Source organism: Lentilactobacillus dabitei (assembly GCF_019061365.1).
Lineage (GTDB): Bacteria > Bacillota > Bacilli > Lactobacillales > Lactobacillaceae > Lentilactobacillus > Lentilactobacillus dabitei.
On the sequence record NZ_JAHPPD010000049.1, the window covers coordinates 1 to 22,341 of the forward strand.

Annotated in this window: 17 protein-coding genes and 1 pseudogene; 16 read left to right on the forward strand and 2 right to left on the reverse strand. The window is 41.1% G+C overall.

Features of this window, described 5'->3' with window-relative positions; genetic code table 11:
- Nucleotides 1-78 precede the first annotated feature (78 nt).
- The 6 genes from KTE19_RS14335 to KTE19_RS08455 all read left to right on the forward strand — a co-directional run bounded on the left by KTE19_RS14335 (nt 79) and on the right by KTE19_RS08455 (nt 7,538).
- Nucleotides 79-294 (forward strand): IS3 family transposase, encoded by a 216-nt coding sequence (locus KTE19_RS14335; RefSeq protein WP_162261246.1) that lies wholly within the window; start codon nt 79-81, stop codon nt 292-294.
- A gap of 229 nt (nt 295-523) precedes the next feature.
- Nucleotides 524-874, forward strand: coding sequence for a hypothetical protein (locus tag KTE19_RS08435; protein WP_217164852.1), 351 nt, complete (start codon nt 524-526; stop codon nt 872-874).
- 197 nt (nt 875-1,071) lie between these two features.
- Nucleotides 1,072-2,565, forward strand: coding sequence for a hypothetical protein (locus KTE19_RS08440; RefSeq protein ID WP_217164854.1), 1,494 nt, complete (start codon nt 1,072-1,074; stop codon nt 2,563-2,565).
- A gap of 13 nt (nt 2,566-2,578) precedes the next feature.
- Entirely contained in the window at nt 2,579-3,589 is a 1,011-nt protein-coding gene (locus KTE19_RS08445) for a hypothetical protein (protein WP_217342074.1), read from the forward strand.
- 11 nt (nt 3,590-3,600) lie between these two features.
- Nucleotides 3,601-6,711, forward strand: a complete 3,111-nt coding sequence (locus KTE19_RS13985; RefSeq protein ID WP_249778622.1) for an SbcC/MukB-like Walker B domain-containing protein — start codon at nt 3,601-3,603, stop codon at nt 6,709-6,711.
- Nucleotides 6,712-6,713: 2 nt separating this feature from the next.
- Nucleotides 6,714-7,538 carry a Wadjet anti-phage system protein JetD domain-containing protein gene (locus tag KTE19_RS08455; RefSeq protein WP_217164857.1) on the forward strand — a complete coding sequence of 275 codons (825 nt, stop codon included), beginning with the start codon at nt 6,714-6,716 and terminating at the stop codon, nt 7,536-7,538.
- Nucleotides 7,539-7,884: 346 nt separating this feature from the next.
- On the opposite strand, the gene KTE19_RS08460 is transcribed toward KTE19_RS08455, so the two are convergent.
- Nucleotides 7,885-8,760, reverse strand: coding sequence for an AraC family transcriptional regulator (locus KTE19_RS08460; protein ID WP_217164858.1), 876 nt, complete (start codon nt 8,758-8,760; stop codon nt 7,885-7,887).
- 333 nt (nt 8,761-9,093) lie between these two features.
- On the opposite strand from KTE19_RS08460, the gene KTE19_RS08465 reads away from it, so the two are divergent.
- From KTE19_RS08465 to KTE19_RS08480, 4 genes are all read left to right on the forward strand, one after another.
- Entirely contained in the window at nt 9,094-10,410 is a 1,317-nt protein-coding gene (locus KTE19_RS08465; protein ID WP_217342075.1) for an MFS transporter, read from the forward strand.
- A 393-nt stretch (nt 10,411-10,803) separates the two neighbouring features.
- Nucleotides 10,804-11,904 carry a zinc-dependent alcohol dehydrogenase gene (locus KTE19_RS08470; RefSeq protein ID WP_249778623.1) on the forward strand — a complete coding sequence of 367 codons (1,101 nt, stop codon included), beginning with the start codon at nt 10,804-10,806 and terminating at the stop codon, nt 11,902-11,904.
- Nucleotides 11,905-11,907: 3 nt separating this feature from the next.
- On the forward strand, nt 11,908-12,366 hold the full coding sequence (locus KTE19_RS08475) for an HIT family protein (protein ID WP_217342076.1): 459 nt from the start codon (nt 11,908-11,910) through the stop codon (nt 12,364-12,366).
- Complete coding sequence (locus KTE19_RS08480) at nt 12,347-13,039, forward strand: D-lyxose/D-mannose family sugar isomerase (RefSeq protein ID WP_217342077.1); 693 nt, start codon at nt 12,347-12,349, stop codon at nt 13,037-13,039. The genes KTE19_RS08475 and KTE19_RS08480 overlap by 20 nt, the downstream gene beginning before the upstream one ends.
- A gap of 139 nt (nt 13,040-13,178) precedes the next feature.
- Here KTE19_RS08480 and KTE19_RS08485 read toward each other — a convergent pair whose 3' ends face one another.
- Complete coding sequence (locus tag KTE19_RS08485) at nt 13,179-14,192, reverse strand: AraC family transcriptional regulator (protein WP_249778624.1); 1,014 nt, start codon at nt 14,190-14,192, stop codon at nt 13,179-13,181.
- Between the two features lie 129 nt (nt 14,193-14,321).
- Here KTE19_RS08485 and KTE19_RS08490 point away from each other — a divergent pair, with 129 nt between their 5' ends.
- From KTE19_RS08490 to KTE19_RS08515, 6 genes and pseudogenes are all read left to right on the forward strand, one after another.
- The gene (locus KTE19_RS08490; protein ID WP_217342078.1) at nt 14,322-15,644 is read left to right on the forward strand and encodes an MFS transporter; all 1,323 of its coding nucleotides are present in this window, start codon (nt 14,322-14,324) and stop codon (nt 15,642-15,644) included.
- On the forward strand, nt 15,622-17,208 hold the full coding sequence (locus tag KTE19_RS08495) for an alpha-L-rhamnosidase-related protein (RefSeq protein ID WP_217342079.1): 1,587 nt from the start codon (nt 15,622-15,624) through the stop codon (nt 17,206-17,208). Before KTE19_RS08490 ends, KTE19_RS08495 begins: the two co-directional genes overlap by 23 nt.
- Nucleotides 17,209-17,210: 2 nt before the next feature.
- Nucleotides 17,211-18,503, forward strand: coding sequence for an MFS transporter (locus tag KTE19_RS08500; RefSeq protein ID WP_217165337.1), 1,293 nt, complete (start codon nt 17,211-17,213; stop codon nt 18,501-18,503).
- Nucleotides 18,504-18,533: 30 nt separating this feature from the next.
- On the forward strand, nt 18,534-20,510 hold the full coding sequence (locus tag KTE19_RS08505) for an alpha-L-rhamnosidase-related protein (protein ID WP_217342080.1): 1,977 nt from the start codon (nt 18,534-18,536) through the stop codon (nt 20,508-20,510).
- A 537-nt stretch (nt 20,511-21,047) separates the two neighbouring features.
- Nucleotides 21,048-21,554, forward strand: a pseudogene (locus tag KTE19_RS08510) (nucleoside hydrolase); the annotation flags it as partial.
- A gap of 270 nt (nt 21,555-21,824) precedes the next feature.
- Entirely contained in the window at nt 21,825-22,076 is a 252-nt protein-coding gene (locus KTE19_RS08515; RefSeq protein WP_249778503.1) for a hypothetical protein, read from the forward strand.
- Nucleotides 22,077-22,341: the final 265 nt, after the last annotated feature.

Genomic DNA, 22,341 nt, shown 5'->3' on the forward strand with positions numbered 1-22,341 from the left:
AAAAATTCCTTCCTTTTGAGAGACGATTTATTCATTATACGCTCTCTTAAAAGTTGTCTCAGGAATCAGCTTACATCCATGTCCCGAAAGGGAAACTGCCATGACAACGCACCAATTGAAAGTTTCTTTAATCTGATGAAACGTGAGTGTCTCAATCGATACCAAATTAATGATATTACTGCTTTACGTAAATTGGTAAAACAATATATTCAGTGGTTCAATAATGAAAGAATTTCTAGGAATAAAAATGGCCTGACCCCTGTAGAATACAGGAATCAAGCCATGGTAGCTTAAATCAATATCTAAACTTGTCTAACTTTTCTGTTGCACTTCAAATTTCTGTTGTAAGAAGAGCTTTTTCATTTACTTCACTCAATTCCCAAAGTTGCAATGAATTGAGCAAGAATCCAATATGTGGTTTACTGTAGGTGATCAGAGAAATTAATAAAGATTCATTTAGTCTTGACCGGAACATTTTGTTAAATTTGAACGTATTGATATCAACATTAAGGGGGAATTTCCAATGAGAATTGATATTATCAAACCATCACTCATGACCGGCAACGGCGAAGTGGCCGTAAATGGTTTTTCGTCATCTCAAAATAACTGGGTCGATACTGGCGCCGAGGAAGATTTAAACACTTATGATTGGTCGAAACCGCTGGTTGGCTGCACTGCCACGCTATTTTTCTATACTGTAAGTGACCGAAACCACTTTGTTGACCAGCTGTTGGAACTCGACGGCAACGTCAATGGACTCGGCTTGGAACTTGCCGACGGAAACAAATACACGTTGGAAACGGCTGCAGGGATGGTTTCCAAACATGGTTATGATGCTGGCGTGGATGTGCGGGGGCAGCTGTATCAGGGATAGAATTTAGCTCCCTAATGGCTTGTGATCAAGTGATTTTTGAATTAATGGTTAAATTTTGCCAAATTGCTAATTAATATCTTTCATTTGTGACCCAGAAACTGACTAAGTTAGAATTCCTGATAGATCTAACCATCACAATCATCTATAATATAGGAAACCTATCCGAAACCTCACAATTTAAAGTAAAGGAACTGAGCATGCACACAACTCTTCAAAAAGAACTTCGCAACATTCTTAACGCCACTATTTTAGGTGGGAACATGAATCATCCGCTGGCCGGTTGGTGGGTCTTGACAATTTTGCGTGGCAATACACAAAATGCCGATACACCGATTACCGCGGATTTTTTGTTGCAGCAATTTAACATCAATTATTTGGAACGTGACGAAAAACCGATTGCTACGGAAGTGTTTAAAAAAATTTTGGATCGGTTAACTGCTGCCGACATGATCGAAAAGAGCCAACACAAGGTCCGCGAGCAAATGCATAACGGGACTCGGCACATCAAAACGACTTACATTTACCGAATTAATTCCGTTGGCCTGAGCTTTATGAACGGGCTGCAAAAGGCCGCTGATTCACAATCCATGGCAACTGCCAACGTTGACCGGATCGATGAATATTGTCAGTTGGTGAACGAAATTTACGCTGGGGATAACGATGCCGAAACTAGCCGCCTGTTTAACCATTTTGGGGTCATGATCGATGCGTCCCAAGATGTTCTCAAAGGGATGCACAAGTTGGATGCTGATCTGTCAGACTTGGCCAACGACATTTCTTTTAACCATGGCAGCGAAAATGCCGAAACGTTGCAAAAATTACTCAAAGAGCGGGCGATTCCTGCGTTTATTAAGATGATCAATACGAGCAGCAAGGTTCAGCACATGGTGTTTGATCCAGAATATTCGCGCCGGATTGCTGCCAGCAAACAAGGTAAGGATAGTATCGACCTTGATCAAATGCTGGGGCGCGAAGATAAAATGGCCATTGACTTTAAAAATACCCGTCAGGTGGTCCAGGCCAGCCTTGAACAATTAAATAATAGCTTGGAAAGTACCACCAATAAAATTGATAACAGTGTCGATTCCGTCTATATGCTATATGACACGATTAGTCGGACGATTCGCCTGTTAGTTCGCGAATATGAGCACAGTCAGCAGCAACAACTCGACGTTAAGGAAATGGTCAGACAGTTGGATGACCTAATGGCGCATTTCGAAGACGTTCATTTTCCACAAGCTTTGCCGGTTCATTTGGCAGATGATCGGGATGAAGATGATGCCAGTGATTTGCTGGATGCTGTTAGTTTACGGCCGGTCAATTACTTGATCGATAATTCAATACGTAATATTGCGACTGAAGATGAAAATCCTGATGTGGCGGATGACACTTATGCCGATTCTGGCTGGAATCAGGGTCTTACTGATTTTAATCGGGTGATGCAGACCGATAGTGCCGGCAACGCAAAGATTGATCACAATTTAGAATTCGATAGCCAACTTGCCCGAGATGAAGTGGCTCGGTTGTACACCGCCTTGTCCTATGACCAGTTGAATGGATTCGCTCCGTTTGGTCGCCAAGTTGTCGCAGTGGAACCGATCAGAACCAGTGATCAAATCAAGTTACACTGTCACGGTGAACGGTATAGTGTTTATTTGCCGAGTGGGTTTGCCGTTAAGTTCGCAAAATAGTTGGAGGAAATCAATGGAATTAGGAAACACAGAAAAAATGATCATTAATCGCCTACTTGATCAGGAATTATTCACGATTACCCCAGAGCCAACAACCACTAAAGTGATGATCAATGCGATTCGGGCGTTTAAACAGGGCTATAAGCAGCGCCGTGTTTACCATTTTTTTAACCATTTGATTGGCACCCAGCCGCTCAACTATGGCAATAATCTGGTTCTGTTAATTGGCCCAGGCGAGCTGAGTGATGCTGAAAAACACGTGTTGTTGGCGACTCTCAAAGCGGTCATCAGTTCGCCAGAAATGGATGGGTTGGCCTCAGATATGGTCATTGATTCGCAAAGTATTATCCAACAGGTTCACAGTGAGGTCGTTGAGCTTGATGAACCAACGATTTATGGGATTATCGATGATATCTTTGTTAAACGCTTTGGCCTCTTTACACCGGACTATCCGGAGGGCGATGAAGCCAGCCGGTCGGAAATTATGGACCCATTCTGGGACATTAATCCCGATTTTATCAGCATTACTCATGAAATGATTGAATATATGAGCCATCCCCAAGACACTGGCAACTTGACCGAGCGTCAACGGGTGAACCGGGTGTTGCTTAGATTTAGGTACCTATCTCCGCACCGCTTTCCGGAACTCTGGCCGCAATTGGTTGCCAATAAGGAACAGTTGATGGCGGACTGGGCGCCACTGGAACGTTTTCGGTTGGAGTGTGGCGAAGATTACGCCATTTTGCTGGATAATCAACAAAAGAAGAGTGAAGCTAAACCATTGATCGTCGCAATTTCTTTGGCTAATCAACTTCATGATCCAATTAAGAAAACCAAGTTAACACCCAAAATTCGAGAAGTGACCAAGGAACTCTTTCCTGGAAGAACGGTTAATCCTTCTGATGTTAAGAGAGGGTTGCTGGAGAATGCCTTGATATCTGAAAATGGCAACTATTATCAACCGACACCGGTTACCAAACGCTTTAACGCGACTGCCGATGTTGAACAAGAAGTATTTGAATAAGGAGTTTATTTATGAATAACAGCGCAAAGCTGATTCCAGTTTCGTTTCATCTAAGAAATTTTAATTTGTATCGCAGCTTGGACATCCCCGTCTCTTCTCACGGCAACATTGCTCTGGTTGGTGAAAACGCCGTGGGTAAGACAACCTTGGCCAACTGTTTCTTTCCAATGCTGGTGGACGGATCGATTGCGACCCCATCGTTTAACCCGACCAACGACACGAAAAAGTTAAAAAATAGCATTGATCCGCGGAACAGCTCCCATGACAGCCGAACGTTTGAGTCGATGCTGCTGGGCTGGGGCAAGGGTGCCATGAAGGTCCGGACCGGTTACGCTTACGAATTGTTGGCGTCCAAATATCGTGAGGTCATTCTTGGCATCGGTGCATATAGGGCCAAGGGTGATCCCCGCAGTAAGACGTGGTGGTTCATTGCGACCAACGAGGACCCGAATGCCAAATTAACGGTTCAGACAACCAATGAGGCAGGTAAATCCCTTGACAAGGAAACCTTCATTCAGGCCAACGTCGATTTGGGCGATCACTTACACATTTGTGAAAAAGCGCGTGATTTTCGGGAACGGGTAGCGGCAGAAGTCTATGGTTTAAGTGGCCAGGAATTAGGATTGTTAGCTCAAGCTGATCGGATGATTGCCTCGCCAATGTTGACAGCGGGGAATGCGAAGTTTGAGCCGATTAGGGATGCATTGATTCAGTCCCAGGAACGCATTGACCCCGAAATTATTCACCAAGCCGCCAATTTTCAGCGGGAAGTTAATGACCGTCAAAATTTGAAAAAGCGGATCGAGACGGCGGTTACCCGAATTGACCGCATCAAGCAGATGGTGTTCTTTGGCAACATGGACAATTTTAGTAATCAAATTTTTGACCCTTATTCCAAAGCCCAAAATCGGATTAATGCCCAACATTTGCAAATTGACAAATTAACCAAGTTAGCTGAATTGACCCAACAAACGGTGACTACTCAGGCAACTGCTTTAAAGCAAGCAGATGACCAATTAGCGGATTTGCAGTCCAAGAAGCAGCAAGAAAAGATCATTCAGCAGCAGCGCCAACAGGTCCAGGCTGAAATTAAGACATTAACAAAAGCGATTCAATCATTTGAAGAAAATAGTCGCCGCAAAGCAGCGTTATTAAGCGAACAGTTGCAAAACCAATCTGTGTTAACTGACTTAAACGACCAACTCACTCAGTTAAAATCGAGTCAAATTGAACCTTTGAAGGCTGAGATTGAATCGTTAATCAACCAACTTGGCTGGCAGGAATTAAGTTACCGTGGGGATTTGCAAACAACGGCCCAAGGGTTAGCCGATCAAATCAAACAAGTGAGCACTTTGGTCAATCAATATCAGCGCTGGTTAAGCAACAGCCAAAACCTGACTGACTCGATCAAAGTGTTTACCGGCACTAAGGACAAAATGGATGATCGGATTGAAATCGACGTCACCGGCTTGCGTCCGGGTCCAATCAAGGAAAAGTTGCATGATGATAACCACAATATTCACGATGCCGGGGCTGCCCAAATTTCCGGTAAGTATGACGAACTCAAACACCAAATGGAAACGTTGGTTAGTGACCATCCAGAAATTGCCGCCGTTTTGGACAATGGTGAGCTGTTGTCCAATGCCGACCAGTACCGCGCGGATTTGTTTAAATTGGGTAAGCAGTTAAATGAGTTGCAACGAAACGTTGAGCAAACCGAAACCAAGCGCGACGCCATCGCCGCCCGGCTAACAGACATTAATGCTAATATCGATCCGGATTTTGATTTGGCCAAAACCAAGCAACAAATTGAAACCCTGAAGACAAAATTGGCTGAGTTGAAAGTTGATCCATCACTAACTGATCAGATTACCAAACAAGCTCAGGTGGTCGATAACTTGAAAGTTCAGATTGACCAAGTCAAGGCCAAAGTGATCGAGGCACATTCACAAATTAAAGGGCTTAATGAGCAAATTGATGAAGAAACGAAGACAATGGCAGCGTTTAGTGAACGAATTGATGTGGCCTTGGAGCTGTTGCAAGCCTACCTACCACCTGTCGACGAGCCAATCAATAACATTGACGCGCTGGTTCAATATTGTGCCGATAATAAGGCGGCCATTCGCAATAATTCCATTGGCGAGTTAAGTAACCGAGTGAGCCGTCAGATCAATGCCTCCAATCAAGACCGCTTGGATAACAACGCGGTCAACACGCTGTTTGACGAACTCGGATATGCTCAAATTGCCGACCAGATGTTTCCGAATCCCATTGAAAAAATGGATGAAACGTTTGTCGCCAGTTTCGATATTAACCAGGTTTATCAAATTCTGCAATCCGCTCATGAAAACGTCATGAAAGCCCTTGGGGAAGTTGAAAGTGGTCGTGATTTGGCCAACCAAACTTACCAAGCGGCTGTGGTTCAACGGATTGCTTCACAGTACCAAGCCATTCATAATTTTAACGAGATGCTGTCGGAAGGCATTAGTGATGGTAACGGGATTAAGCTGAAGATTGAATTAACGCCACAAAACGTGGATCCTCAGGTCATCGATGAAGCCTTGGACGCTTCATTGGATAAGCGCCCGGCTGTTCAAGCGACGATTGCAAAACGTTTGGAACAGTTGGCCGAAGATCCCGAGTTAGCCAACGACGAGCAGGCGTTTGATAAGCGGGCCGACGAGTTATTGGATACCCGTTATTGGTCGCAATTTATCGTTAAAATCAAGCGTCGGCACAGTAGTGAAGACGAATATGAAATCGTTGACGACACCTTCGTTGAGTCTGGTGGTTCCGGTGCTGAAAAAGCCCAGGCAATGGTTCTGCCATTGCTGTTGGTGCCAAAGATGATTTTGAGTCGAGCGGGTCGCAAAGATGCCCCTTATTTGGTCATGTTCGATGAATTTGCTGATAAGTTGGATCCTCAAACGGCCCGAATTTTCGCCAAAACAATCAACCGATTTGGCTTTAACTTTATTGCCACCATGCCAAGTGGTGCCCAGAACAAGCTATTCTCTGACGGCGTCGATAACATTACTTACCAAGTAATCGCGCCTGCCAACCGCGATGATGGCAAGTTCCATCTCAATAAGGTCGAGCCACTCGCTACGTGGGCTGAATAAAAATGATTGATTATTTGAAAACATATGAAAAACAAACCGACAGCCACTTAGGCCTGGATGCCCGACGATTGGATTCGTTGTTTGAAAAGATTGCGCGCGGAGAATTGCTGCCGCCGCGAGGCCAACAGGCAGTCGATTGTGGGTTTACCGCGCATACGTTAAATGATCCTCATGAGAATCCAGCCATCTACCATTACTATGATTGGGTAATGAAAACCGTTTTTGCGGCTACCCCAGTTCATGAGCTGCCAGCCAAGATAATTGGTAATGAAATTGTTTGTGCTAATATTTTTCAAACCGATTGGCCCCAGCCACTGACGGTTAACCGTTGGCAGGTTGAAGATGTCTTGGCACTGCCATTAATAACTGAGCGCGCGGTGGTGATTGAGAATAATGGCGTGTTTATTTGGTTGCATCATCTGCACCCAAGTTGGCCGTTGATTTTGCAGTCGGGCAATGATTTTAATGACGTGCATAAGCAGGTCATTTTGGCGTTGTCTCACAAGTTAGCTTTGGCGTACCTGGGTGACTTGGATATCGCCGGCATTCAAATTGTCGACACGCTAACTTCATTGATTAAGAGGAATGGTAGGGATGCCAGTCATTTGGCGGATCTGCAAAGTCCCGCGCAGGTTGCCAGTTGGGTTGCCGGTTATGGAATTCCTAATGGTAGTCGTTCACGGATTAATTCGAGTTCGACGATCATTGATCCCACTTGGCAGCAGGAAGCCAACTTTTTGGCAATTAGCGGGAAGTTTGTGGAGCAGGAGCAGCTGATTGGGGAGTATGAGCGGGTGGTTGAGAAGTGGTTGACTTGTGCTGGATGATTCAGCAACTGAAAAATTTTGAATAAAACGACACTCATTTCCGTCAATTTGAAGGTGGATTTGGGTGTCGTTTTCTATGGACTGCTTGTTTAAGGATGTAGTTCTCTATGGCATAGAAAGAAAGTAAGTAGTGAAAATCTATTTTTTGAACTTTTAGTGTTCAGCGAGATTTGTCCAAATGTTTAATGATAGGTCGACATGAGATGGAAATTTTTGAAATGTAACTTAGATACGTTTGTGAAACGTGAAAACATGTGGGTGATTGGCGGTTGAATTCTCTAAAAATTTATGGGTAAATTGAGCGACTTTGATTCAAAAAACAACCCTCAAAAAATCTTATATCATTCTACGGTTGCGTCGTAATGTCAAAAGAAGTATTTAAGATAATTTCATGTGATTCTTTCTGTTTGGCGGTTCGGTATTCACTGGGAAGCTGTTTTTCGTATTTTAGAAATAATTTGGTGAAATAATTGTTATTAAACCCCACCTCGTTCGCAATTTGGCCAATGGAATACCCGGTTTCTGATAGAAGTTGTTTGGCATATTGTAATCGAATTTTTTGGAGAATATACATCGGGGTTTGGTGCTTTTGATCAGAAAACAGGTTAATGATTTGGGATTTACTGTAATGAAATTTTTGACTTAATATATCTAAAGTAATTTTTTCTGAATAATTGTCGAACATATATTTAGTCATTAAAGCCACGGGATCATTAGAATCAGTGTCCACATCAGGGCATTTTTCAGAACTAATTAACATTGGTTCCGGAGCTGTTGAATGGGCTAATTCAAGCAGGATCAACTTGACCTGGGTGTCAATGTTAATCAAGATTTGCCGATCTTTGGATTTTTGAAAATAGATTCCTTGATCAGTCAATTGTGAAAATTTGTTTCTAATCATCATGTCTTCCACTAAAAAGACAGATTTATTGAACAAATCATCAAGCAATGCTCTTAAATCGCTCACCATATTAAATTTGATGTCAACAATCCTTGAACGCTTATTAAATGAGTATTCGTGATATTCGTTACTATCAAAAATTGATAAGTAGTTTGGCTTCATCGTGAATGGTTTGTCGTCTATTACCAGGTTTTCACTACCACTAACTAAATATTGGAGTTGATAAAAATCATGGCGATGTTTAGGAACAACTATTTCCTTGGTGTAGTTTTTTCCACTCATCCATAAAGTCGTTAGTTGATTATCTCTTAGTTCCACCATGTAGGGGCCCTCCCTTCCAAGAAACGATCGTTAGATAATTGCGCCTTCATAATACACTAATTATGACTGATTAGAGATTAAATGAACTGATTTAACATTTAGCGACTAAATTGGTATTATTTAGCGAATTGGTGATAGAGACTATTTTAACGGATAATGGAAAATAATCAACAAGATATTTAGCGATTGGTATACATATATAAAACGAATGTAAGCGCTTTATTGATGATATCCTTTATTCATGTTGAAGGAAGTTAATTGCGCAATTATTTTCAGCAAATCTTTGATTGAAATTTGTTTAGACCGAATTAAAGCACAGAGGAGGATTAAAGCATGGATTCAACTAGCATCTTGAGTGCACGTAAAAAAGTTCGTCATCACATATTGCCATATTTATTTATTATTTACTTCGTTGCATTTTTGGACCGTAGCAGTATCACGTATGCTTCAATTGGGGGGATGGACAAAAGCCTTGGATTAACGGCAACCATGTATGGATTTATTGCGGGCATGTTTTTTATTGGTTACTTTGTATTTGGTATTCCGGGGAATATGATTCTTGAAAAAGTGGGTGCCAGAAAATGGATTGGCCTAATTTTAGTTCTCTGGGGGATTGTTACCTTAGTGACGGCGTTTGTCCAGTCCGCCGTTGAATTGACAATCCTACGATTTCTTTTAGGCGTTTTTGAAGCGGCTTTGTTCCCTGGGATGACGTTAATCATCACTTACTGGGTCCGATCAGCAGACAGAGCGGCTGCAGTGGCGCTGTTTATGATTGCGCCGCCGCTGGCTAATTCATTTGGGGCGCCACTAGCCACTTGGATTATTACCAATGTTCATATGTCACTAGATTTGGCGGGCTGGCGGTGGCTCTTTATCATCGTTGGCTTACCGGCTGTTTTATTAGGGATATTTACGTTTTGGTACCTTGCTGACAAACCAGCTAAAGCACGTTGGCTTAATAAGGATGAGAAAACTGCTTTAATTAATGAATTGACCCTGGATGCTAAAGCAACAACGGATAACAAAGTTCAGGGAGCACCCTTTAAGGAAGCCGTGAGAAACGGCCGGGTTTGGAAGATGACCCTGATAAACGTTTTTTATGTTGTTGGGCTGTACGGACTTACTTTTTGGCTACCACAAATGATTGGCGAACTTTCGTCGAAGTTTTCCACAATGACGATTGGTTGGTTAACCGCAGCACCGTACTTACTTGGCGCGATTGCCCTGGTTCTCAATTCAAGGCATTCGGATGCCCATATGGAACGGATTTGGCATACTGCGGGTGGCGCTTTCCTTGGTGGCGCTGGTTTCTTGGGAGCAGCCCTTTCTCATAATCCTTGGGTCGCCATGATATTTCTTTGCTTGGCAGCGATCGGGATTTACTCGTGGTCAGGACCGTATTGGGCAATTACGACAATGATGGATCCACGGATTGCTGCCGTTGGTTTGGGAATTGTGAATGCACTAGGAAACTTGGGTGGTTTTGTTGGCCCGTACATTGTTGGCTGGTTAAAGGACGTAACGGGATCTCAGGTAGACGCAATGTTCTTCTTGGCAGGTTCTTTAATTTTAGCTGGGGTGATCGTTTTGTCACTTAAACGTAGCGATGATGTGGTCACCAAGATCGAAGAAGTTGGATCGGAGTAGATAGGACAGCTGCGTCAGGCAGAAACCTGCGTGTAAGCACCTCCGAGAAAAATTCCAGAACCGGGAATTCCCCTCGAAGGAGACTTACCCTCCGGTTTCTAAACGCCTGACTCCGCTCACTTACTTTATAGGACAGCTGCGCAAAGCAGAGATCTACGTGTAAGCACCTATCGAAAAAATTCTAAGCCCGAGAATTTCCTCGATAGGAGACTTACTCTCCGATCTCTAAACCGCTTTGCTCCGCTCACTTTACTAGGACAGCTGTGCAAAGCAAAGCTCTGCACATAAGCACCACCAGCAAAAATTCCAGAATCGGGAATTCCTGCTGGCGGAGACTTATGCTCCGAGTTCTAACCGCTTTGCTCCGTTCACTTACTTTAGGAGGAATTCATAATGACTGTACGTAAAATGGAAGTTCCAGAAATGGAATGGGTTGACCAAAAAGCAGAAGGCACGCAACAAGTTGCTGTGATGGAAACGATCGGCAAGATTGATATTAAGTATGCAAAATTACCCCATGCCAAACGGGGACAGATTAGGGTTGATGTTAAATGGGTTGGAATTTGCGGAAGTGATTTGGAAGTCTACCGAGGAGCCAGAACGCCAGAGTTCTTAAGCTATCCGATGCGCTTAGGACATGAAGTTGCTGGAATTGTCGATGAAGTTGGCTCGGATATAGTGGGCCTTCAAGTAGGCGATCACGTTGCTTTGCGTTATGTGTGGGGAGCATTTGCGGAATACATTACTTGTGACCCATTTTCAGCCGTCGTGTTACCGAAGGAATTTCCACTCATGCACGGGTCACTTATTGAAATCACCCCAACGATCCAGACTGGGATGGAGCGTGCAGAGATTAACCAATCGAAAAACGTTTTGATTATGGGCCAAGGGGTGAGTGGCTTACAGTTGACCCAATTTGCCCGTTTATACAGTCCTCGAAATCTGGTGGTAACGGATTTATTTGATGAAAAGCTTGAAATTGCAAAAGAGTTTGGCGCTACGAAAACCTATAAAATTCCTTCTGAAGATACCCCGACGATGGATGTGGTTGGTCAGGACTTCCCAGACGGTTTTGACGTTGTCATTCCTGCGCGATTGGAAGGAGATTCGGTCATTGATGCGCTCGATGCTTGTGCGCAGAACGCTAAATTAATTATGTATGGCGGCATTGGTAAAACTAGCAAGACAATGGACTTCTTCAAAATGCATCGTCGACGAGTCGATATCTTAACGACTGAGCCTAAACGGGATGTTGATAATCACCAACTCTTCCGCCAAGGCAGGGACATGGTTGTAAACGGCTTGATTAACACTGAAAAGACCGTAACAAATGTTTTTCCGCTGTCAAAGATTAGCGATGCTTTCGATTTACGTAATCAAACTCGCGGTGACGTGATTCATGTCATGATTGACTGTGACGTGACCCACGATGATGGTCGCTATGATAATGGTCATATTCCAGATGTTGTAAATGAGCCAAGCCAAGAGGAATAAGCAATGAAAAGTAGATTTAAGGAAGGCTGTTTTTACTGTGAACATAACCAGACGCTCCACGAAAGGATGATTCCAATTGTGACCTTCGATGCGTCAACGGTTTATCTAAATCGGGATCAAACCCATCCAGGCAGAGTGATTGTGGCGTTAAACTGGCACGTTGATGAAATTTTTGAACTCAGCCAGCAACAAAGAACGACCTTTATTGAAGAGGTTTCGTTAACAGCGAAGGTCGTGAAAGAACACTTTAACGCTGCTAAAATCAATTTGGGCGTGTATGGCGATACAGTTTCCCACCTTCACTTTCATATTGTGCCTAAAGTCCCGGCAGATAGTGATTGGGATGATTCGTTCATCAACAATCCGAAAGATCCCACCCATTTAAGTGATTCTGAAAGCCAAAAAAGAGTTAACCAATTACGTGAAGAATTGGAGGATGAATATGAAACGATCAGAGATTAATACAATTATTAACGACACGATTAGCTTTGCGACGGAACGTGGTTTGTCTTTACCACCATTTGCACATTGGGATCTAGCAAACTGGCAGAGTTTAGATGATTCTTATCAAGAAATCATTGATAATATGCTAGGTTGGGATGTTACCGATTTTAATGAAGGTCAATATTTAAAGCGGGGATTGACGACTTTTACGTTCCGAAATGGGAATTTCAATGATAAGAAAAAGTACCCCAAACCATACTGCGAAAAATTACTAACAGTTGAAGATGGTCAAGAATTACCATTTCATTTTCACTGGTATAAGCAAGAGGATATTATTAATCGGGGTGGTGGCATTCTAGAATTAACCTTGTTCAACGCAACTGCCGATGAGAAATTTGATGAAGAAAAACCGGTTACGGTTGTGAGCGATGGTCATAAAATAACCGTTCCAGCTGGCACCACGCTTGAACTTAATCCGGGAGAAAGTATCACGTTAACCCAAAGAATTTACCATCGTTGGCGTGGTAAGAAGGGAACCGGTAAGATTATGCTATTTGAGGTTTCATCAACCAATGATGATAATACTGACAATCGCTTTTACGAGGATTTGCCACGGATACCAAGTATCGAAGAAGATGTTGAGCCGGTGCATTTGATATTTGTGGATTATGGGAAGATTACATTGAAATAGTATCTGAAATGATGCCAGCCTAGATGATCGTGATCTGGGCTGGCTTTTGGTTGGTTATAATTATTGTAAATCTTGAATGTTTCAAAGTTAACCAGCCCCTTTGGTGTGATTATCAGCTTTCAAGCATAACTCAAAGCAATTACGAATTAATCTGCTTCAAAATAGAATCGGGAACTTTGGGATGTACCCGCCGCTTATATTCTGACGGGGTTGTCTGTAGATACTTCTTAAAAAGGCGAAATAATGATGAACTATTTTGATAGCCAACAGTTTCACTAATTTGGCTTAAATTAAGGTTCGTTTTTAACATAAGGTTTTGGGCTGCTGATAGTCGTCTTCGCTCAATCAATTCGTTGAACGTTTTCCCAGTATTTGTCTTGATCTTATTACCTAGGTAGTTGGTATTGTACTTAAAAATTTCACTAACTTCGTTTAGAGAAGTGGTGGCAAAGTTTTCCTCAATATATTTCAGAACGGGCAATAAATCATCGCTTGAAGAATCTGCAAGATTAATTGATTTAGCTGTTGTCAAATCTGGTAACTCAAGCAAGAGTGATGAGAATATAAACCGTAATGAATCTTTTCGATGAGTTGATTGACTGATTCCGATGCCAATCAATGCGTTTATTAAATTAAGAGCGACTTCACTGGAAGACAAATTAAATAACATAAAATTATTATGAAGCGAATTCACTCGAGTGCCATTATATAGAAGTTGCGTTATTTCATTGGTTGACTGTGGAATGGAATCAAAAATAGCTTCATAAGGAGAATCAGTTTTAACCAATATATTGACTAAAATATCATTTTCATTAGTGTAATCAATTCGCTGAACGACATCTTTGTCCATAACTAATAGATCATGTTGATGCAGAATGGTTTTGACATCGTTGATATACTGTGTGCAACTTCCTGAATACATATAATTAAATTCAATGAAACTGTGGGTATGAGCTGGTACATAAGAAAAGCGATTACTTTTGGTAACATCGATGTCACCATCATTAAAGAAATTCCATTGTGGCATTTTAGGAATCGGATCATGAATATAGTCGAGGTCCATATAGTTAACGTTACCACCAAAATGGTTTTGAAGTTTTTCTACCTTTGTCATTTTAAAAAGCCTGGATGTAATCGAATTTGGATGATTCATCAGAAAAACACTCCTTTAAATAGCTTCATTTTACCTGTGATTACGCAATGTTTTTCGAAGGATTGAGATATTGTGGAACCTTTTGATAGCGCTTACAATAATCCTTGAAAAATAAAAGGAGGGAACATTATGGATAACAAAACACTTGATTCAAGTTTTAAAAAGTATCGACCATTAGCAGTTGCAGCTGGAATTGGTTCGATACTAGGTTCCGGAATTATTGTTGGTTTATCAGCAACGATAACTGTATGGCAAACTGGTCTAGGGTTAACGAACACCCAAGTTGGTATTATTTCAGGGGCTTTAACGTTTGCAATTGCAATTGGTTCAATGCTAGCTGGTCAAATCACTAAATTATTTGGTTTAATTCGTTCATTTAACTGGTTAAATTTATTATACGCTATCGGAGCACTAATCTGTGTATTTTCAAATGGATACGCAATGCTATTATTTGGTGTCATTGTGACGGGCTTAGCTTCAGGAGCAGATTTACCAATTAGTTTAACAGTGGTTTCGCATGATTCTCCTAATGAAAAAACGCAATCCCAGCTCGTTTCTTCTACTCAGATTTTTTGGCAAATTGGGATTTTTCTTTCATATGTTTGTGCATTTGTTGTTTCTAAAATGGCTGGTGCGAGTGGCGCCCGAGTCGTCTTCACAATACTAGCTGTATTTGCATTAATTACATGGCTTTGGCGAACGCTTTCAGGAAAATTTAAAGCATTTCACCAAGAAGGTGAACAACGGCGAATTGAACATGATCAAAAAGCTAACTTAACCGAAAAAGTTTCTGTAAAAAATGTGTTTACTGGATCTAATCGGGGTAAGTATCTTGGCTTCTTCTTGGCAATTATGATCTTTTATATTTGTTGGAATTTATTAGCGAACACCTTTGGGCAATTCCAGACATTCGTATTAGTTCAAGCGCATGCAACTCAAAGCTTTGCAACGGCTGCAGGACTTATTTTGAATTTAGTTTCATTAGCTGCCACGATTACTTTTGCTTCTGTTTCAGGTGGTAAGTACCGGAATAAATTCTTCGTTGTTGGCGCTTTAGTTCAAGGATTCGCAATGTTGGGCTTGGCGTTAAGTAGTCATGCATTATGGCCAATCGTCATCGCAATTGGTTGCTACAGCATTGGTAATAATATTGCTGGTGAAGCAATGTATAAAGTTTGGACTCAAGAATCATTTCCAGTTGAGATCCGAGCCTCAATTCAAGGGTTTATTAATGGCTTTTCCCGATTCTTATGCGGCCTATTTGCAATTATTACCCCAGCATTAGTTGTTCCAGCTGCTATCCGAAACACCATGTTTGGGTTTACAGGATTAGTTTTGGTATTCTTCATTGCTGGCTTAGTAATGATGTATCTCCAACGAAAGCATGATATTGTTCCTGGTGTTGAAGCTGATGAAGGGAGCGAAGATGATGGCATTCACGTTTCAAATTAATAATCAGGTAAAGTTCAATCATGACCAACGACTTCTTGAAAAAGCAACTCAATCCAAGCCGATTATTCATTATCGCGATGTTGTTCCCCAAGCCATCGTGGAACTGGTAAAAGATTCTACAAAACTGGAAGGATGGGGAACCACATTTATCAAAAAAGCTAGCGAGTTGCCTAACCTAAGGCTGAAACGGGATCAGCGGGTGATTTTAGATTTTGGCGATCATTATGTTGGCAAATTTAGCATCGATCTTAATTCAGCAGGATCACCAATGGATTCGCCGTTATTTATTAAGTTCAAGTTTGCAGAAATGCCTGCAGAATTAAAGCATCAAAGTGATGATTATGATGGCTGGTTAAGCAAATCCTGGATTCAAGAAGAATATATTCATTTGGATGTTTTACCGACTCATCTTGAATTGCCTCGCCGATATAGCTTTCGGTATGTTGAAATAACGATTATTGATACATCGCCAAAGTGGCAAGCGGTTTTAAGCAACCCAACTTTAATTAGTGAAACAAGTGTTAACTCTAAGGATGTCATGCTTCCGAATATTAAGGATACTGAGTTGCAGAATATTTATCAGGTTGGCTTAAAAACACTTGAAGACTGCATGCAAGACGTATTTGAAGATGGGCCTAAACGTGATCGGCGTCTTTGGATTGGGGATCTTCGTCTTCAAGCGTTAGCAGACTATGCGACGTTCAAGGATGTTGATTTAGTAAAGCGTTGCTTATATCTGTTTGGAGCAATGACGGCTGAAGATGGTCGTGTTCCAGCGAATGTTTTCACGAAACCACGAAATTTGCCAGATGATACATTCCTTCTGGATTATAGCCTTTTCTTTATATCGGTTTTGGATGATTTTGAAAAATTTCATTTAGATCGAGAGGTACTCCATGATTTGTACCCGATTGCTAAAAAACAAATGAATGTTGCTTTAAATAAGATTGATCAAAACGGTCATTTAGTGATTGATGATGATTATCCGGTTTTCATTGATTGGTCAAACGACTTTGATAAGGATACTGCTGGCCAGGCCGTATTAATTTATACATTACGTCAGTTTATTGATCTCGCAGAAATAATGGGAGATCAAGAGATTGATCAATATAGTCAACAACTTCAATTACTGATTTCGTATAGTCAAACGGCATTATACGATCCAGCACAAGGCTTGTTTATTTCGGGGTCACAAAAAGAAGTTAATATTGCTTCTCAAGTTTGGATGGTTCTTGCACATGTTATGGACGATGCCAAGAATAATGAGGTTATGACGAATGCAGTCGCTCAACTGTTTCCAATCACGGGAATTGCAACCCCCTATATGTATCACCATGTAACGCAGGCCCTCTTTGAAGCCGGACTTTCAAACGAAGCAGTTAAACTCATGAAGCACTATTGGGGAAAAATGATTTCTCTTGGCGCAGACACTTACTGGGAGGCATTCGAACCAGCAACACCCGATTATTCACCATACGGGAGCCCAATTTTGAATAGTTATTGTCATGCATGGAGTTGTACGCCTGTCTATCTGATACAAAAGTACCTGATTGGGGAGGGATAGTTGTGAATGATGAAAAAGTGTCGTTAAGTCGAAACAATATTTTACTGATTATTGTTGCTGGAATTGCTTCATACCTTGATGCCGCTTTATTAGTTAGTTTAGGAGTTGCGTTACCCATTTGGGCAAACTATCTTCACTTGAATAGTTGGATCGTCGGGTTGCTAAGTACAACATTAACCATTGCCGTTGCGATTGGCTCGTTTGCTGGTGGCTGGTTGTCTGATCATTTTGGTCGAGTGACTGTTTTTAACTATGATATTTTGTTTGTTGCAATTGGTTCAGGTGTTGTTGCCTTTGCACGGGATGTTCCCCTCTTAATGGTGGGGGTTATCGTTGCTGGGTTAGCATCTGGGGCTGATCTACCCACTTCATTGGCAGTGATTTCTGAACGAATGGATAAACGAACTTATGGACGGGCGATTGCTTCTACCCAGATCTTTTGGACGGTAGGGATCTTATTGTCACAGTTCATTGGAATGTTAAGTGCAAATACTGGGATGGGAAGTCCTACAACTTTATTTGGTTGGATCGGATTGGTTGCTTTTGTGAATTGGTGTGTCCGAGTTTTCTCAAAAACTTTCAGACAGATTGAAGAAGGACTGGCTGAGGTTGTCGAAGAAAAGATGGCGCAGGTGGGGGAAGTTAAAAAACACTATAAGCTTCATGAGTTATTAAGAAACAGTAGTTATGTTCTACCACTCGTTTTTTTAACGACTTTTTATCTGTTTTGGAATTTACCCGCAAATACTTGGGGTTCATTTGTTAATTATTTCATTGTAACGGTTGATAATCGGAGCCAGTTATATTCAACAGTGATTGCGTTAATTGCCAATGTTTTCTGCTTATTAGTAAATGTCGTTTACCTTAAAATATCAGATTCAAAGTACCGATATAAAGCGATGTATGTCGGAATTGCAACTGCTTTAGTTGCCTTTTTAGCTGCTGGAATCTTTAGCGAGCACTGGCAAGTGTTTACATTTGCTTATATTTTCTACTCAGGAAGTACCGTATTATGCGGTGAAGCCTTATATAAGATCTGGAGTCAGACATTTTATCCAGTCGATGCCAGAGCGACACTTACAGGATTTTCTTATGGGTTTGTCCGCGTAATTACTGCAATGTTTTCACTTATTACACCTACCCTAATGGGGTATTCACCTAAGATTTTACTTTGGATTATGGTTGGGTGCACAGTTGTTTTTGGTATTTGTGCATTGATTATTGTTCGGTTAGTTAAGCGATTTAAAGTTTCTGATCCAACTACAGTCAGGCATCCCATTTCCAATGAGGGCTAGTGCATGGTTAATGAAGGAGAGAGAATAAATATGAATCCGACAAAATATTGGATGTGGTACCCAGGTGATTTTTCAATTCATCAAGGTATGCGACAGAACTTTACTCGTGAGGAGCGTGGAATGGGGTGGCCGGCATACTGGTATATTGATGATTGTAACCGTAACGTGAAATTCACCCGGACCTATCAGCTTGATCAGCCCACTATGTTTACCGTTTATGCTCATGGAACTGGTTATGTTGAGATTAACGAGGTTAAACACCGGCTAGGAGAGACACTACACGGTGATGTTGGTGAGAATGTCATCACAATCTTTGTTGGTAATCCACAAGGGCTCCCCTGTGTGTTTGTTGATGGTGAGACTATTAAATCAAATGATGGTTGGCAAGCTAGTAATTTTGTTTCATCTCTTCCCGCCGGTTTTGATCCGCTGTTTATCGACAAAAATCAAAATCCAAACGTAATTGAATTTCAAAAGAAACCCATTAAACCTAAGAAGATTATTGAAATTCAAGATGGGGTGTTATTTGACTTTGGCAGAGCAGTCAATGGCCGCTTGAAATTGAATTTACTTCATAAACAGATAGTTACGATTTGCTATGGGGAATCCCAAACAGAGGCACTAGATGTTCAAATGTGTTATTACAAGCAAGAAGCAGTTGATGAGAAGACGCCAATTCGAAAAAGGGCATTTAGATATATTTTTATTCCAGATGCCAAGCAAACGGATGTTGACGTTATCGCTATTCACGAGTACATTCCAAAGAAAAACTGTTCACTATTTAGAAGTGATCAGCAATTAATTAATCGAATTTGGGATGTCTCTACAGAAACCTTAAATTTGTGTAGCGACGTCTTCTTTATCGATGGTATTAAACGTGATAGATGGATTTGGGCTGGGGATGCCTATCAGGCAAATTTTATTAATCAGTATTCTTTTTTTAATGAAGATATTGATAAGCGCACGTTATTGGCATTACGTGGTCAAAATGATATTAAGCAGCATATTAATACCATTGTTGATTATTCAATGCTTTGGGTGATTGGGGTTTTGAACCACTATGAGATGACCGGTGATATTGGTTTCCTTAAGATCATTTATCCTAAGATGAAGAGTATGGTTGATTATTTTATGAGGCAAACAAACGATAAAGGATTTATTTACGGTCGTCCAAATGAGTGGATTTTTGTGGATTGGTCCGAAATGGACAAGCAGGGAACGGTTGCTGCAGAACAGGCATTGTTAATCCAGGTTTATAAAACAATGATTACTTGTGGATCCGTTTTGAGACTTCCAGTTGATGGCTATCAGGATCTTCATGATCAACTACTTAATCACTTTATTGAGTATTTCTGGAATGATTCAAAAGGTGCTTTTATTGACAGCTACGAATCTGGTAAGAATCATGTTACGCGACATGCAAATATTTTTGCGATTTTATTTGATCTTGTTGATGATGACAAGAAGGAGCTAATTCTAAAAAATGTTTTGTTAAATGACAACATCACACAGATTACTACACCCTACTTTAAATTCTTTGAACAAGATGCATTATGTAAGCTGGGTCTTCAAGATAACGTATACCAAGTCATCCTGGATTATTGGGGTGGCATGTTGGATAAGGGTGCGGTTACCTTTTGGGAAGAATATGATCCGACTAAGTCAGGCAAGGACATGTATGAAATGTATGGTGATCCATATGGCAAGAGTTTGTGCCATGCTTGGGGAGCTAGTCCCATCTATCTGTTAGGTAGATACTTTTTGGGATTGTATCCAACCCGTCCAGGCTATCGTGAGTTTAATGTTGAACCAAGGTTGGAAAGGTTTGAAACGGTTCATGCAGTATTGCCAATCAAAGATGGTGAAGTAACAGTTGATAAAGATGGTGGTAAGCTCTCTGTGACTGCGACTAAAGCTGGTGGCACTCTTATCATTGACGGTAACAAGTATTCGCTAGCTGCTGGCCGTAAGTTATCGGTTCGGCTCGATCGCACTCATGTTCAGTAATAGTGATAAAATTAACTAAACTCAAAGTTTAATGAGTAGGATTAAACGGCACTCTGCCTTTTTAATTTAAGGTGAGTGCCGTTTGATTACTACTTGATTTAATTATCTACTAAATGACGAGCACAATCTGATACTTATCTGCATTTTCAAATAAGTACGTCACAGATTTTGGTATTCTACCAGTGATTCTTTGAAAGTCTGATGACTGGATACCCATTGGTCATTTCTAATTGATTGGCCAAAAGTGACCATACCCTCTGAAGAAAATAGGGCAGCAGAACCCTTCTGGAATTTTCCTTCTGTTGTGCGGGGGACTCTCATTATATCGAAGATGGTATTTATAAAAGTTTAAAACGTCAGTCACGTGGTAAACAATTTGGCGTTTTAGTGGTGGTACTAGTTCAATGTTGTAGTTTTGTGTAGAAATTCGCGATACAGAAAGGAAATAATTATAATGACAAAAATTATCTTAGACTGTGATCCAGGACATGATGATGCGCTAGCAATGATGTTAGCAATTGTGTCACCAAAGATCGGATTGAACGAATTGTCTTCATGGGTGGCGCAATGGGACTTGGTAATTGGACACCATCTGTTGAATTTAATATCTTTGTTGATCCGGAAGCCGCCAAAATTGTGTTAAATTCAGGGATTCCGCTGACTATGGCCCCATTGAACGTGACTCATAAGGCGCAAATTCTTAAATCGGAAATCACTAAGATTGATGACATTCAAAATCCAGTTGCTCACGCTTTTTATGGCTTGCTTGAATTCTTCGAACGTTACCATGAAGCACCAAAGTGGGACTTCAAAGGGGCACCGTTGCACGATCCTTGTACAATTGCCTGGTTAATTGATCCTTCAATGTTTGAGAGTAAGGTCATGAACGTTGATGTTGAGAATCGGGGCGATTTAACAGACGGGGAGACGGTTTGTGACTACTATGAACTGACTGACAAACCCAAGAATACAGAGGTTTTGTTGGATATTGATCGGGAGAAATTTATTCAACTGATTATGGATTCGTTGAAGCAGTTTAATTAATGATGACAAAGAATCTCTATTTGATCGATGGAAAAGTCGATTAAATGGGGATTCTTTGTCTGTTAATTGTTAAATTATGTACAATAGTAGAGAAGATATTTAATCGCAAAAGATTCGGGAATACTTATTGGTGGTTCTTGACGATCCAAATTCTTTCGAGTACGCTAAACTTCTAGTTGTCACGGGTTTTCTAGCATGAGGTACAGATAAACTTTGTGCGAGTATTTCCAAAGTTTTAAATAAAGCGTAATTAAGCGAGGTAAATTTACTATGGTTGTAAGCATCTTTGATAGCGTTCCGATGAAAAAGTTGGCTAAGGATAATGTTAAATTCAACGTCTTAGGAGCTATTGATAAAATTCAATTAGGAGAAGGTAAGCCACCATTCTTGGAAATGGCCGACACTTTCGAGGTCAACGGTTACCGAGATAACGGCTATGAATTTTTTGCGGTTTTAAAGAATGGATTTACTAAGGAGGATCTGGCGAAGAAGTTTGCTAAGACGGCTCACGAGAATGACTGAGTTTGTGAGTAAGCTTGTTGTTTGTGTCAGACCTTATTAGCTTTGCATTTGGATCAGAATTGACCCGGATACAGGATCCTTCTATGATTATGTACGCGTTGTTGATGGATATTTGAAAGGAGCGATTTATTGGAACCGAAACAATCAAAACTCCGACGCTTTATTGAGACCATCTGGTCGTTATCTGGATGTAAGCTGATTCCTGAGACAACTTTTAAGAGAGCGTATAATGAATAAATCGTCTCTCAAAAGGAAGGAATTTTTA